The organism is Lentzea xinjiangensis (genome assembly GCF_900110955.1).
GTDB lineage: Bacteria > Actinomycetota > Actinomycetes > Mycobacteriales > Pseudonocardiaceae > Lentzea > Lentzea xinjiangensis.
This window is the reverse complement of record NZ_FOFR01000001.1, coordinates 472,440-485,890: the sequence shown is the minus strand read 5'-3', so window position 1 is coordinate 485,890 and position 13,451 is coordinate 472,440. Positions and strand designations below refer to the sequence as shown.

Here is a 13,451-nt window from a genome sequence, read left to right as displayed (position 1 = left end):
ACGTGATCGAGGTGCGTCCTGGCGGGCGCCGCCGAATCGACCGGGTGCTCGCCCCCGACTACACGGAGGGCGTCGAGCAGCGCCCGCTCGTCGAGGTGCGCGAACTCCGCGACGAGGCCGCGCAGGAAGAGACAGACCTGTCCTACCTGCGGAGGCTGTTGCACGCGCGGATCGACATCGTGCGCGCGGAACAGGAGCGCCGCAGCTCCGGCGGCTCGGCGGTGGTCGAGCAACTGGCCACGATCCTCTCCACGAACGCCGTCGGCCCGGCGACCGGTCTCGGCCGGTACCAAACCCATGAGCCGTCCCGTGCCGATGCGCACCAACGGCACGTCGAGGCGCTCATCTCCGACGTCGACCTCTCCGACGTGAGCTCGCTGGACGACGCCAAGCTCGGCGAGGTGCTGGAGACGTTCATCTCGGAAGAGGCCTCGGTGTCGGTGCGGCGCCGCGAGGTGCAGGTGGTCGTGGACAGGCTCAACGCCGAGATCGCCGCTCGCTACCAGCGCGGGAGCGCGTCGGTGGACGAGCTGCTCGCGGCCGAGCGCGGACACCACCGCCGCAAGAGCTGACTCCCACTCTCCGGGACGGTCGTTCCACTTTCTGAGCAGCCGACCTAGCGTGCCCCCATGGGGTATCGCTGGGTCGTCCTGTGCGTCGGTGCGGTGGCGCAGGGCACGAACGCGGCCGTCTTCCTCGGCCTGCCGGCGATCAGCCCTCAGCTGCAACAGCACTTCTCACTGACGTTGCCCCAGGTCGGGTTGCTCCTCGGTGCCGTCAACCTCGGCACGATGATCGCTCTCGTGCCGTGGGGAGTCGTCGCGGACCGTCGCGGCGAACGACTCGTGATGACCATCGGCGGTCTCGGCGCCGCCGCCTGCCTGCTGTCCGCGGCGCTGGGCAACGCCTGGGTCGCGGGACTCGCGCTCCTCGGCGCCGGGTTGTTCGGCGCGAGCGTCAACGCGGCGAGCGGCCGGGCGGTCATGTCGTGGTTCGGCAAGGACACCCGCGGCCTCGCGATGGGCGTCCGGCAGACGGCGACCCCGCTCGGCGCGGCCCTCACCGCGGCCGTCCTGCCCGGAGTCGCCATCTCGGCCGGGGTGCCCACGGCGTTCGTCGCACTGGCCGGCGTCACGGCGTTCGTGGCGCTCGCGGTGGCCCTGCTCGCGCGGGAACCACCGGGCGCGGTGCGGGCGGGCGCGGAGCACGGGCTGGTGCTCAAGGACCCGAGGCTGCTGCGGCTCTCGCTCGCCAGCGGGCTGCTCGTGGTGCCCCAGTTCACCGCCACCGCCCTGATCGTCCCCCTCCTGCACGACCACCGCGGCGTGAGCGTCACGGCGGCCGCGGCCGTCTTCGCCGTCGCCCAGGCGCTCGGCGGTGCCGGACGGCTGGTGGTCGGCGTGTGGTCGGACCGGGCGCGCAGCCGGATCGGGCCGTTGAAGGTCGTGTCGGCGCTCACCGCGATCGGGTTCGCGCTGGTCGCCGTGCTCGACCAGGCGCCGCTGCCGGTGCTCGTGGCGGTGCTGGTCCCGGCGAGCGTGCTCGCGCTGTGCTGGAACGGGCTGGCCGTCACCGAGGCCGGTGAGCTCGCGCCGGACGGCCGCAGCGCCACCGCGATCGGCATGCAGAACTCGGTGAACTACCTCAGCGCCGCGACCACGCCGTTCGTGGCGAGCTTCGTCGCGGTGCACGTGGCGTGGCCAGCGGCGATGGCGCTGGCGGCGGTCTCGGCCGTCGTGGCCCGAGTGCTGCTTCAGCCGTGGCGCTCCCTGCGGGCGAGCTCGCCCCAGAACTCGCGCAGCGTCTCGTAGCGCAACGCCACCTCCTCGGCGTCGCCCGTCTCCAGGGCGTCGACGATGGTGTTCACGTCCGCCGCCGAGGTGTCCTCCAGCAGGTCCTTGTCCGGCATCAGCTGCACCAGGCCGCCGTAGTCCAGCTCGACGGCCGAGTGCGGGTGGAAGTTCTCGAGCCAGCGGCCCGTGTCGGCGAGGATCGCGGCCGGCCCCTCCTCGCCCAGCGAGGCCTTCACGACCTTGAGCGCCCGCGCCACCCTGCGCCGGGCGTCCGCCATCGCCACGCGCCACGACACCTGGCGCTCCGGGTCGTCCTGGGAGCCGGCCAGCACCACCCGGCGCTGGGCGGGGTCGACGAGGGCGAACCACGGCAGCGGCACGGTCCAGGTCGTGGAAATCACGTGGACGGCCCCGCCGGCCAGTTCGGCCAGCACGGCCGAGGCGCGCGCCCGGACCGTCTCCGGGGAGAGGCCGAGTGCGGCGTCCTGAAGGATCGGCGGCGCGGAGGCCAGGAAGCCCACCAGAGCGGCGGCGGAGCGCGCCCTGAGGTCCAGCGGGCAGACGAGCGGGCCCGCTCCCACGCGTGCGGCGTCGGAGGTCGGCACCTCGGCCGGACTGATCGTCATCACGTCGAACGACTCGCCCGGGAGGAGCTTGCGACCCAACTGTGATCGCAACCACAGCTCTCGTTCCCTGTCTCCCACCTCCGAGCGGGGGACAGGGCCCTTGGCCAGGGCTTTTTCGATCTTCGCCGCTAACGGTGCGTCCAACACGGACAACGGTTCGTACACCCGTAGGTAGGCGACGAACGGTCTGGGCACCTGTGCATCCTTCCACGCGAGGGCGGTCACGAGATTTGGCGGTACGTGTCACGCCTACCGCGTCGCGAGGAACCCCATCGGCACGGTACGGTAGTTACCAGGAACTAGTTGTCGAGACGAGTGGGGCCGCCGTTCCCCCGGCCGCCCCCGTCCCTGTGCGAGGGGGTCGAGCCATGGGGCGCGGCCGAGCGAAGGCCAAGCAGACGAAGGTCGCCAGGGAGCTCAAGTACAGCTCTCATGAGACCGACTTCGCTGCGCTGCAGCGCGAGCTGTCTGGTGGCGATGCGTCGCCGAACGGGCGTGGTGGCGAAGAAAGCCACGACGATCCGTACGACGACTACGACGACTACCGTCGCTGAATACAGCCTGAAGAGTTCAAGGGTTGGGCAACCGGAACGTCGGTGCCCAGCCCTTGAACTCTGAGGGCTGCCTCAGAACGCCCTGGCGTACTGCTCCGGGGCCCGGACCTCCGCACCCAACTGCTGTGCCGCGTGCAGCGGCCAGTACGGGTCGCGGAGCAGTTCGCGTCCGAGCAGCACCAGGTCGGCGGAACCGTCCGCGACCACCTGTTCGGCCTGCTTCGCCTCGGTGATCAGGCCGACCGCACCCGTGGGCACGTCTGCCTTGCGTCGCACCGCCTCGGCGAGCGGCACCTGGTAGCCGGGCCCGATCGGGATTTCCGCCTGCGCGGTGTTGCCACCGCTGGACACGTCGATCAGGTCCGCACCCGCGGCCTTGAGCGCCTGTGCCAGCACGACGCTGTCGTCGGCGGTCCAGCCGCCGGGCTCCCAGTCGGTGCCGGAGATGCGCACGAGCACCGGCACGTCCGGGCCGACCGCTGCCCGCACGGCGGCGGTGACCTCGACCGGGACGGCGATGCGCTCCTCGGTGCTGCCCTCGTTCGTCAGCGGCGAGTAGTACTCGTGCAGCAGGTAGCCGTGGGCGGCGTGGATCTCGAGCACCTCGAACCCGGCTTCGAGCGCCCTGAGCGCACCGTCGACGAACGCCTTGACGATGCCGCTGTGGTGCTCGAGCTTCTCCGGCGTGTTCAGGCCGGGGAACGGCTCGGTGGTCGGCGCGACCGGCGTCCAGTCACCGACGGCCTTGCGGCCGGCGTGCGCGAGCTGGATGCCGGGAACCGCGCCGTGCTCCTTGATGAACGCGGTGATCCGCTTCCAGGCCTCGACCTGCTCGTCGTTCCAGATGCCGGTGTCCTGCGGCGAGATCCGGCCCCTGGCCTCGACCGCCGTGGCCTCGGCGATGACCAGGCCGGCGCCGCCGACCGCGCGGGAGCCGAGGTGGACGAGGTGCCAGTCGGTCGGGACGCCGTCCTCCGCGGTGACCGAGTACTGGCACATCGGGCTGACCGCGATGCGGTTGGGCAGCGTGACCGACCGCAGGGTCAGCGGGGAGAAGAGCTGGCTCACGGGGGCTCCTTGAACGTTCGTAGACCTAACCAACTGTTCAAGGGAGCCGGTCGTCGTGTTGTTCCCGGTCGTGCCGTTGTCCCGGTCACCGGGCGATGACCGGCCAGTGCCGAAACGGACATCAGCGCAGGTAGCGGACCTGCTTCGCCTTGCCCTCCAGCACCTCGGCGCGGGCGGCCGCGATCTCCGCCCGGTGCGAGGTCTCCGGCACGCCGATCTCCCACCACGCCCCGGCCTCGGTCCACGACGACGGGTGCGTCCGGATCACCACGACCGCCGGCCGCTGTTCGGTGACCGCCACCTTCCGGGCCTTGCGGTACGCGCCTTCGAGGCCGGCCAGGGACTCCACCGGGAAGACCGCGCAGCCGAGCGAGGCGGCGTGGCCCGCGAAGTCGGTGCGCGGAGGTTCGGCGTGCGAGGAGCGGCAGTCGGGGTAGAGGTTGTTGAAGCCCACGCCGCCCTGGCCGGTCTGGAGGCGGTGGATCACCGCGTAGCCGTCGTTGTCGCAGACGACCGCGACGAAGCCGTGGCCCGCGAAGGCCGCGGAGAACAGCTCGGAGTTCAGCATCAGGTACGAGCCGTCGCCGAGCAGGGTGGTGACGACGCCGTCCGTGCGGGCGATGGCCGCGCCCCAGGCCCCGGCCAGCTCGTAGCCCATGCACGAGAAGCCGTACTCGACGTCCATCGTGGACTCGCCGGTGGCCCGCCAGCCGCCGATCAGCTCGCCGGGCAGACCGCCGGAGGCCGTCATCACGTAGTCCTCCGGGCCGCTGACGTCGTTCACCACGCCCACGACCTGCGCGTACGTGGGCAGGCCCGAAGCGGAGGGCGTGCGCAGCGCCGAGATGTGGTCGTCCCACTTCGCGCGCTCGGCGCCGGCGCGGCGGGACCAGTCCGCGGGTGCCTGCCAGGAGCCGAGGGCGTCCGTCAGCTCGCGCAGGCCCTCGTCGGCGTCGGCCACCAGGGCGGACGAGCCGTGCTTCACGGCGTCGAAGCGGGCCGCGTTCAACGACACCAGGTGCACGTCGGGGGAGAAGACGGTCCAAGACGCGGTGGTGAAGTCCTGCAGGCGGGTACCCACCGCGATCACCACGTCGGCCTCGGCCGCGAGGACGTTCGCCGACGTCGAGCCGGTGATGCCGAGCGGGCCCGCGTGCAGCGGGTGCTCGTGCGGGACCAGCGTGCGGCCCGCGGTCGTCTCGACGACCGGGATGCCGTGCTGTTCGGCGAACCGGAGGGCGCGACCGGCGGCGCCGGAGTAGCGCACGCCGCCGCCCAGGACCAGCAACGGCCTCGCGGCCGCGCGGATCGCCGAGGCGGCACCGGCGAGGGCGTTCAGGTCGGGGCGCTGGCGCAGCGGGCGGTGCAGGACCTCCTTGAACAGCGACTCCGGGAAGTCGTACGACTCGGCCTGCACGTCCTGCGGCAGCGCCAGCGTCACCGGACCGCAGTCGGCCGGGTCGGTCAGGACGCGCGCGACCTGCGGGAGGGTCGACAGCAGCTGCTCGGGCCTGGTGATGCGGTCGAAGTAGCGGCTGACCGCGCGGAACGCGTCGTTGACCGTGGCGGTCGGGTCGTGGAAGTGCTCCACCTGCTGCAGGACCGGGTCGGGCGCGCGGCCGGTGAAGGTGTCGCCCGGCAACAGCAGCAGGGGCAGGCGGTTGGCGTGGGCGACGCCGGCCGCGGTGACCATGTTCAGGGCGCCGGGGCCGATCGACGACGTGGCGACGCCGACCTGGCGGCGGTGCGCGGCCTTGCCGATGCCGACGGCGGCGAGGGCCATGCCCTGCTCGTTCTGGCCGCGCCACACCGGGAGCCGGTCGCGGACCTCCTCCAGCGCGGTGCCGATGCCGAGCACGTTGCCGTGACCGAAGATCGCGAAGACGCCGGGGAACAGCGGCGCCTGCGATCCGTCGAAGAGTTCCGTCCGCTGGGCCAGCATCCAGCGGACCAGTGCCTGCGCGGTCGTGAGCTTCATCGGACCCGCCCCTCTGCGGTCGTGACCGGGCAGCGCGGGTCCGGTTCCCGCGCGGCCCAGCTGTCGCGGACCCAGGCGTGCGCCGGGTCGTCGCAGAACGCCATCGAACGCTCGGCGCCCGGACCGGCCAGAACGTTCAGGTAGTACAGGGGATATCCCGGCGCCGCGACGCACGGGCCGTGGTAACCGCGCGGGATCAGGAACACGTCGCCGTCCCGCACGGTCACGTCCTCGTCGATCGTGCCGTCGTCGGTGTACGTGCGGTGGAAGCCGAAGCCGGTGCGCGACGGCGTGACCTGGTCCCGGCCGGCGACCCGGAAGTAGTAGATCTCCTCGTTCTCCACCTCGCACGGCTGCGAGGAGTCGTGCTTGTGCGGCGGGTACGAGGACCAGTTGCCGTCCGGGGTGATCAGCTCGCACGCGTTGAGCTTGTCCGCGTGGTCCCACACGCCCGGCACGCCGAAGTTCGTGACCTGGCGGGTGGCGTTGCCGGAACCGCGCACCTCGACGGGAACGCCTTCCGCGGGGCCGTACTTCGGCGTCAGACGCCGGGTGCACCTGGCCATCGGCAGCGCGACCTCGCAACCGTCCACGGAGGACAGCGTCACCGACGCGTCCCTCGGCACGTAGGCGAAGTCCGTGACGCGGGTGAACACCGAGTCACGGCCCCGCAACGCGTAGCGCTCGCCGTCGACCTCGACGGCCACGGACCCGGCCAGCGGAAGGACGAAGGCCTCGAACTCGCCGGTCTCCACCCTGCGCGACCCACCGGGCTCGACCCGGAGCACGCGCAGCCCGGTGTAGGTCCAGCCCGCGTCCTCCGGAGCCAGGGACACGACGTCGGCGGCGGTCGAGAGAGTCCCGTGTGGACGGTGCAGCGTCATTCCCCGACCCCCTTGGCGGCGCGCAGGATCCCGGCCGCGGCGGCAACGGCGCCGGCGACGTCGCCGTCCGGCGGGTAGAGCAGCGCACGGCCGACGACCAGGCCGCGCACGGTCGGGTGGCGCAGCGAACGGCCCCACGCCGCGAGGTCGTCCTCCGGCCGGTCGGACGGCACACCGCCGAGCACCAGCGCCGGCAGCGCGGTGGTGTCCAGCACGGCTTCCGCCTCCTCCGGCGCGGGCAGCTTCAACCAGGTGTAGGCCGAGGTCGACCCCAGCCCCGCGGCCACGGCCGATGCCCGCGCCAGAGCCACGGCGTCCTTCTGGAGCACCAGCTTGCCGTTGTGGTCGCGCTGGTACGGCAACGGTTCCACCATCGCCATCAGGCCGTGCTCCGCCAGCTCGGTGACGGCTCGCGCGCAGCCTTCCAGGGTCGGGATCGTGCCGGGGTCCGAGTCGACCAGGCGCAGCAGCATCTTGCCGCCGTCCAGGCCGAACGTCGCGATGGACGACGCGTCGTACGCGGTGAACCTGTCGTCGATCTCCCAGTCCGCACCGGCCAGGCCACCGCGGTTCATCGAGCCGATGACCACGCGTTCGTTCAGGCCGTCCAGCAGCAACAGGTCCTCGATCACGTCCGGGGTGCCGAGCACCCCGTCGACCTCGGGGTTCGCGAGCGCCGTCAGCAACCGGGCCAGCAACTGCCGCCGATCGGCCATCGCCAGCGGGTCGCCGCCGACGCCCAGCGCGCCGCGGGCCGGGTGGTCCGCCGCGACCAGGAACAGCGTGGACTTGCCGTTCAGCAACGAGTGGCGGCGCTTGCGGGACTGGTAGGCCCGCCGGATCGAGCCGGGGTCCTCGGCCCGCCGCCACAGCAGTTCCCGCCACTGGCCATCGGTGATCACAGCAGTTCCTCGATCTCTTCCTGGTTCGGCATGGCATCGGCGCAGGCGAGCCGCGACGCCACGATCGCGCCCGCGGCGTTGGCGTGGCGGGCGATCCGCACCGGGTCCCAGCCGGAGAGCAGGCCGTGCACCACTGACCCGCCGAACGCGTCACCCGCGCCCAGCCCGCACACGACCTCGACCGGGTTCGGCTCGACGGTCCAGCGCCCGTCCGGCGTGGCCACGAGAACGCCCTCGGCGCCCTTCTTGACCAGCGCCAGGGAGATCCCGCGGTCCAGCAGCCGCGAAGCGGCCTCGTCGGGGTCGGACGTGCCGACCGCGACCTCGACCTCCGCCCGGTTGCCGACGGCGACCGTGACGTGGTCGAGCATCCAGCCGATCTCAGTCCGCGCGGTCCCCACGTCCGGCCAGAACATCGGCCGGTAGTCCAGGTCCAGCACGGTGTGCGACCTGCGGCCGCGGCTCGCCAGCATCATCCGCTGGGTCTCCCGCGCCGGTTCGGCGGAGACCCCGGTGCCCGTCACCCACAGCAGCGGCACGTCGCGGACGAGCGCCCACGGCACGTCATCCTCGTTGAGCGTCAGATCCGGTGCGATCGGCAACCGGTAGAACAGCAGCGGCGGGTCCGCCGGCGGGTTCAGCTCGCAGAACACCACCGGTGTCAACAGGTCCGGCGAGGTGCCCACGTGCGCCGACGAGACGCCGAACCCCTCCAGCGCCTCGCGGACGTAGGCGCCGAAGCCGTCCGGGCCGACCTTGGTGAGCACGCCCGCGCGGCGGCCGAGCCGGGCGGCGGCGACCGCGACGTTGGTCGCGGTGCCGCCGAGCGACTTGGCGAAGGTGCTGACCCGGGCCAGGGGCACCCCGGACTGCTCGGGGTAGAGGTCGACGCCGACCCGGCCGACGGTCAGCACTTCGAGGGACGTCACGCCTCGGCACCTCGCAGCTCGTGCTCCAGCGCCTCCAGCTCGGCACCACCGGCCATCTGCCGCGTCAGCTCCGCGATGCCGATCTCGGACTTCTCGTACGAGCCCAGCGGACGGCCGCGCTTGAGCAGCAGGAAGCGGTTGCCGACCGGGTAGGCGTGGTGCGGGTTGTGGGTGATCAGCACGACGCCGAGGCCACGATCACGGGCCTGGGCCACGTACTTCAGCACCACACCGGCCTGCTTCACGCCGAGGGCCGCCGTCGGCTCGTCCAGGATCAGCACCTTGGCGCCGAAGTGCACCGCGCGGGCGATGGCGACGCACTGCCGTTCGCCGCCGGACAGCGTGCCGACCGGCTGCTCCACGTCGCGCAGGTCGATGCCCATGTCGGACAACGCCTTCTTGGTGATCTCGCGGCCCTTCCTCCGGTCCAGGAACCCGAACCTCGTGGTGGGTTCCGAGCCGAGGAAGAAGTTGCGCCACACCGACATCAGCGGCACGACCGCGAGGTCCTGGTACACGGTCGCGATGCCGTGGTCCAGCGCCTCGCGCGGTGAGGAGAACCTGACCTCGGTGCCCTCGACCTTGAACGACCCCCGGTCGTGCTGGTGCACCCCGGCCAGGACCTTGATCAGGGTCGACTTCCCGGCGCCGTTGTCGCCGAGCACGCAGGTGACCTCGCCGGCGTTGACCACGGTGGACACCTCGCTCAGCGCGATGACGCTGCCGTAGGTCTTGCCGATGTTCTCGACCTCGATGAGCGGCGTCATCGCTTCACCCTTTCCGCCCGGCGGCGCAGCACGTTGTTCACCAGCACGGCCGCCAGCAGCATCACGCCGAGGAAGAGCTGGAACCAGTCGCTGTTCCAGCCCGCGTAGACGATGCCCTGCCGGGCCATGCCGAAGATCAGCGCGCCGATCGCCGCGCCGACCGCGGAACCGAAGCCGCCGGTGAGCAGGCAGCCGCCGATCACCGCCGCGATGATGTACTGGAACTCCAGCCCGATGCCCTGGTTCGCCTGCACGCTCGCGTACCGCAGGATGTTGATCGAGCCGACCAGCCACGCCGCGAACGCCGTCGTCATGAACAGCAGGACCTTCGACCGCACGACCGGCACACCGACCGCGCGGGAGCTCGCGGCGGCACCGCCGATCGCGAAGATCCAGTTGCCGAACCTGGTGCGCATCAGCACCGTCGACGCGACGACGGTGAACAGGACCCACCAGATGATCGACACGAAGAAGCTGGTGCCGCCGAGCTGGAACGTCGAGGCGAACAGGAAACCGGCCGACTCGTAGCCAGCGGCCTCGCGCATGCCCGACACCTGCACGCTGCCCGTGACCAGGCGCGTGACACCGAGGTTGAGGCCCTGCAACGCGAGGAAGCTGCCCAGCGTCACGATGAAGCTCGGCAGGCCGGTGCGCATGACGAGCCAGCCGTTCAGCGCGCCCACCGACAACGCGAAGACGAGCGAGACCAGCAGCGACAGCCAGACGTTGAGCCCCAGCCGGGTGGCGAGGAGAGCCGTGACGAGCGCCGTGGACGCGGTCATGACGCCGGCGGACAGGTCGAACTCGCCGCCGATCATCAGCAACGCCACCGCGACGGCCATGATCCCGAGCATGGAGGCGTCGTCCAGCCAGGTGGCGGCGCCGCCCACGCTCAGGAACTGCTCGGTGACCACGGAGAAGAACACGAACACGAGCAGCGCGCCGAGCATGGCGCCGATCTCCGGGCGCTTGACCAGCTGGTCCACCACCCCGGGCTGGCCCACCCGTTCGTCGGCAGCCGGTGGTGCCTTGGCCGTCACGGTCATCTCCCCGTCTCCCCCTACCTCTTGCCGTTCTTGGCGTACTCCGCGACCTTGTCCACGTTGGACTTGTCGACGAAGCCGGGACCGGTCAGGACGGGCTTGCCACCACCGAGGGTGTTGGCGTTGTCGCGGAACAGCTTCAGCATCACGACCGGCAGGTAGCCCTGCTGGTACTGCTGCTGGTCGACGGCGAAGAGCACCTCGCCGGACTTGATCGCGTTCACCACGTCGGCGTTCAGGTCGAACGTGGCGACCTGCGCCTTCGAGCTCGCGCCCTTGACCGCCGCCGCCGCGTTCACGGCGACCTGCGGGTTCAGCGCCAGCACGCCGTCGACGGCGGTGTCGGACTGCAGCTTGGCCTTGATGCGGGCCTCGATGTCGGTCGGGTTGGAGATGTCGACCTGGAGGTTCTCCACCGCGGCCCCGAACCCGGTGCGGGCACCGTCGCAGCGCTGGTTGAGGCCCGAGTTGCCGGCCTCGTGGATCACGCAGAGCAGCTTGGTCCTGCCCGCGGCCTTGAGCTTCTCGCCGGCCTCCTCACCGGCGATCGTCTCCTCCTGGCCGACGTGCGCCATGGCACCGAACTCCGCGCTCTTCGCGCCGCCGGAGTTGATCGTGATGACCGGGATGCCGGCCTTCACCGCGTTCTCGACGGAGGTCTTCAACGCGTCCGGGTTGGCCATCGACACCACGATGCCGCCGACCTTCTGCGACACGGCGTTGTCGATGAGCTTCGCCTGGGCGCCGGGGTCGCCGTCGGAGTTGTACGTGACGCCGACACCGAGCTGCTTGCCCGCGTCCTCGGCGCCGACCTTCACCACGCTCCAGAACGCGTCACCCGCCGTGCCGTGCGTGATGACGGCGACCTTGAGGTCACCGCTCGCCGGCGCGCTGTCGTTGTCCGCGTTCTGGGAGCTCGTTCCCGTGGGGCCGCTGCAGGCGGCGAGCAGAGCAGCACCGGCGAGGGCGGCGCCCGCGCGGATGGCCAAGCGAGACTTCATCGTCTCCAGTCCCTTCAGAGGATCTTTCCGAGGTGCGCGAGGCTGCGCGCGGTGTCCTTCAGCGGCCTGTCCGCGGAACCACCGTCCCCGAGCCGGGTGTCCTGCTCGAGCACGAACCAGCCGGTGTAGCCCGCTTGCCGGACCAGCTCCACCAGCGCTTCCACGTCCACGTCCCCGTCCCCGAGCGGCACGTAGATGCCCTGTTCCACGGCATCGGTGTAGCTGAGCTCGCCGTCGCGCACTTTCGCCGCGATCTCACCACGGACGTCCTTGAGATGCACGTGACCGATCCGGCCGGGGTGGCGGCGCGCCAGGTCGACCGGGTCCGTGCCGCCGATCAGCAGGTGGCCGGTGTCCAGGCAGAGCGGCAGGTCGGAGTCCGCGAGGAACCTCTCGACCTCCGCCTCCCGCTCGACGTGGGTGCCCACGTGCGGGTGCAGCACGGTCCTGAGGCCGTGCCCCGCGGCGATCTCCCGGATCCGCGCGCAGGTGTCCACGAGCGTGGCCCACTCGTCGTCGGTGAGCCGCGGCCGCTCGTCGTAGCCGTCCAGGCCGGTCGCGGCGGCGAGCACGAGCACCTCGGCGCCGCCCGCCTCGAGGATGGCGGCCACGCGGGCCGCCTCGTCCAGAGTGGACCGCACGTCCGCGTGCAGCGTGACCGCGAGGAAGCCGCCGACCAGCGCGAGGTCGTGGCTGCCCAGGAGCGCCTTCAACGCCGCGGGGTCGGCGGGCAGGTAGTCGGGCGGGCCCAGCTCGGTGGCGGCCAGGCCGAGCGAGCGCATCTCGGCCAGGACCGTGTCCGGCGGGAGCACCGCGCCCCAGCCGGGAACCTCGCACACACCCCAGGAGATCGGTGCGCCGGCGATCTTGGCCATGCCTAGTTCCCCCCGATCCTCACCGGTGCGCCGGTGCGGCGCGACTGCTCACATGCTTCGGCCAGGCGCAGGCTGATCAAACTTTCTCGCGCCGGTGACGGATTCACGACCTCGCCCGTCACGACGCGGGTGAACAGGTCCACCTCGTTGACGTACGCGCGGTGGAAGCGCTCCGGGAAGCCGGGGTAGGCGTCCGGTCCGGCGACGTGGCCGCCCGGTTCCAGGGAGTTCAGCGGTGTGCGCGCGTCGACGCCGGCGACCAGCGAGTCCTTGCTGCCCAGCACCTCGATGCGGTGGTCGTAGCCGACCGGGTCGTGGCGGCCACCGGCCAGCGTGGCGTGCGCACCGCCCGCGAACTTCAGCAGCACGACCGCGTTGTCCACGTCGTCGGCATCGGCGAACGCCTGGTGCACCAGGACCGAGCCGGACGCGTAGACCTCGACGACCGGTTCGCCGACCAGCCACGGCACGCAGTCGAGGTCGTGGATCAGCAGGTCGCGGAAGATGCCGCCGGAGGCGGGCAGGTAGGAGAAGTCCGGCGGGTTCGCGTCGTTGCCGATGGCCCTGACCAGGTAGACGTCGCCGACCTCGCCCGCGCGGATGCGGCGGTGCAGCTCGTGGATCGCCGGGTCGAACCGGCGCTGGAAGCCGACGAGGACCTCGACGCCGGAGGACTCGACGTCCTCGACCAGCCGGGTCATCTCGGCGAGGTCGCTCGCGATCGGCTTCTCGCACAGGGTGGGGACACCGCGGGCGATGGCCGCGCGCAGCATCTCGGGGTGGGTGTTCGTCGGGGTGGCCAGCAGCACGCCGTCGACGTTGCCGAGCAACGTGTCCAGGTCGTCCACCGCCTTCGTCCCGCCGACCCCGGCCGACGCCTGCGCGGCACGACCGGGCACCGGGTCGAAGAGGAGCACCTCGTCGACCCGGTCCAGCGCGGCGAGGTTGGTCGCGTGCATGGTGCCGATCCTGCCGACACCCGCTACTCCGATCCGCATCGCAGGTTTCCCCTGTTCGTGGCCGTGATGGGT

Annotated in this window: 14 protein-coding genes; 3 read left to right on the top strand and 11 right to left on the bottom strand. The window is 71.6% G+C overall.

Annotated features, from left to right (window positions below; genetic code table 11):
- Positions 1-2: 2 nt before the first annotated feature.
- Positions 3-572 (top strand): RsiG family protein, encoded by a 570-nt coding sequence (locus BMW88_RS02430; RefSeq protein ID WP_089948698.1) that lies wholly within the window; start codon positions 3-5, stop codon positions 570-572.
- Between the two features lie 57 nt (positions 573-629).
- A complete protein-coding gene (locus tag BMW88_RS02425; RefSeq protein WP_089948696.1) occupies positions 630-1,811 on the top strand; it encodes an MFS transporter in 1,182 nt (393 codons plus the stop codon).
- Here the strand turns inward: BMW88_RS02425 and BMW88_RS02420 are convergent.
- Entirely contained in the window at positions 1,754-2,614 is an 861-nt protein-coding gene (locus BMW88_RS02420; protein WP_089948694.1) for a DUF8083 family protein, read from the bottom strand. The genes BMW88_RS02425 and BMW88_RS02420 overlap by 58 nt on opposite strands.
- Before the next feature lie 173 nt (positions 2,615-2,787).
- Here BMW88_RS02420 and BMW88_RS02415 point away from each other — a divergent pair, with 173 nt between their 5' ends.
- Positions 2,788-2,973, top strand: a complete 186-nt coding sequence (locus BMW88_RS02415) for a DUF3073 domain-containing protein (protein WP_089948693.1) — start codon at positions 2,788-2,790, stop codon at positions 2,971-2,973.
- 72 nt (positions 2,974-3,045) lie between these two features.
- On the opposite strand, the gene BMW88_RS02410 is transcribed toward BMW88_RS02415, so the two are convergent.
- The 10 genes from BMW88_RS02410 to BMW88_RS02365 all read right to left on the bottom strand — a co-directional run bounded on the left by BMW88_RS02410 (position 3,046) and on the right by BMW88_RS02365 (position 13,418).
- Positions 3,046-4,041 carry an NADH:flavin oxidoreductase/NADH oxidase gene (locus tag BMW88_RS02410; protein WP_089948692.1) on the bottom strand — a complete coding sequence of 332 codons (996 nt, stop codon included), beginning with the start codon at positions 4,039-4,041 and terminating at the stop codon, positions 3,046-3,048.
- A gap of 121 nt (positions 4,042-4,162) precedes the next feature.
- The gene (gene iolD, locus BMW88_RS02405) at positions 4,163-6,019 is read right to left on the bottom strand and encodes a 3D-(3,5/4)-trihydroxycyclohexane-1,2-dione acylhydrolase (decyclizing) (protein ID WP_089948690.1); all 1,857 of its coding nucleotides are present in this window, start codon (positions 6,017-6,019) and stop codon (positions 4,163-4,165) included.
- Positions 6,016-6,903 (bottom strand): 5-deoxy-glucuronate isomerase, encoded by an 888-nt coding sequence (gene iolB, locus BMW88_RS02400; protein WP_089948689.1) that lies wholly within the window; start codon positions 6,901-6,903, stop codon positions 6,016-6,018. The genes iolD and iolB overlap by 4 nt, the downstream gene beginning before the upstream one ends.
- Entirely contained in the window at positions 6,900-7,805 is a 906-nt protein-coding gene (locus tag BMW88_RS02395) for a Cgl0159 family (beta/alpha)8-fold protein (protein WP_089948687.1), read from the bottom strand. Before BMW88_RS02395 ends, iolB begins: the two co-directional genes overlap by 4 nt.
- Entirely contained in the window at positions 7,802-8,734 is a 933-nt protein-coding gene (iolC, locus tag BMW88_RS02390) for a 5-dehydro-2-deoxygluconokinase (protein ID WP_089948686.1), read from the bottom strand. The genes BMW88_RS02395 and iolC overlap by 4 nt, the downstream gene beginning before the upstream one ends.
- Positions 8,731-9,501, bottom strand: coding sequence for an ATP-binding cassette domain-containing protein (locus tag BMW88_RS02385; RefSeq protein ID WP_089948684.1), 771 nt, complete (start codon positions 9,499-9,501; stop codon positions 8,731-8,733). Before BMW88_RS02385 ends, iolC begins: the two co-directional genes overlap by 4 nt.
- The gene (locus BMW88_RS02380) at positions 9,498-10,547 is read right to left on the bottom strand and encodes an ABC transporter permease (protein ID WP_089948682.1); all 1,050 of its coding nucleotides are present in this window, start codon (positions 10,545-10,547) and stop codon (positions 9,498-9,500) included. The genes BMW88_RS02385 and BMW88_RS02380 overlap by 4 nt, the downstream gene beginning before the upstream one ends.
- Positions 10,548-10,561: 14 nt before the next feature.
- Positions 10,562-11,545: a sugar ABC transporter substrate-binding protein gene (locus BMW88_RS02375; protein WP_089948681.1), complete on the bottom strand. Its 984-nt coding sequence runs from the start codon at positions 11,543-11,545 to the stop codon at positions 10,562-10,564.
- A gap of 14 nt (positions 11,546-11,559) precedes the next feature.
- Entirely contained in the window at positions 11,560-12,420 is an 861-nt protein-coding gene (locus BMW88_RS02370; RefSeq protein ID WP_089948679.1) for a TIM barrel protein, read from the bottom strand.
- 2 nt (positions 12,421-12,422) lie between these two features.
- On the bottom strand, positions 12,423-13,418 hold the full coding sequence (locus BMW88_RS02365) for a Gfo/Idh/MocA family protein (protein WP_089948677.1): 996 nt from the start codon (positions 13,416-13,418) through the stop codon (positions 12,423-12,425).
- Between the last annotated feature and the right edge of the window lie 33 nt (positions 13,419-13,451).

Bases quoted from the DNA above. Each gene is read 5' to 3' on its own strand.
- BMW88_RS02385 (WP_089948684.1), bottom strand. From the start codon at position 9,501: ATGACGCCGCTCATCGAGGTCGAGAACATCGGCAAGACCTACGGCAGC.
- BMW88_RS02365 (WP_089948677.1), bottom strand. From the start codon at position 13,418: ATGCGGATCGGAGTAGCGGGTGTCGGCAGGATCGGCACCATGCACGCG.
- BMW88_RS02380 (WP_089948682.1), bottom strand. From the start codon at position 10,547: ATGACCGTGACGGCCAAGGCACCACCGGCTGCCGACGAACGGGTGGGC.
- BMW88_RS02415 (WP_089948693.1), top strand. From the start codon at position 2,788: ATGGGGCGCGGCCGAGCGAAGGCCAAGCAGACGAAGGTCGCCAGGGAG.
- BMW88_RS02370 (WP_089948679.1), bottom strand. From the start codon at position 12,420: ATGGCCAAGATCGCCGGCGCACCGATCTCCTGGGGTGTGTGCGAGGTT.
- BMW88_RS02375 (WP_089948681.1), bottom strand. From the start codon at position 11,545: ATGAAGTCTCGCTTGGCCATCCGCGCGGGCGCCGCCCTCGCCGGTGCT.
- iolB (WP_089948689.1), bottom strand. From the start codon at position 6,903: ATGACGCTGCACCGTCCACACGGGACTCTCTCGACCGCCGCCGACGTC.
- iolD (WP_089948690.1), bottom strand. From the start codon at position 6,019: ATGAAGCTCACGACCGCGCAGGCACTGGTCCGCTGGATGCTGGCCCAG.
- BMW88_RS02425 (WP_089948696.1), top strand. From the start codon at position 630: ATGGGGTATCGCTGGGTCGTCCTGTGCGTCGGTGCGGTGGCGCAGGGC.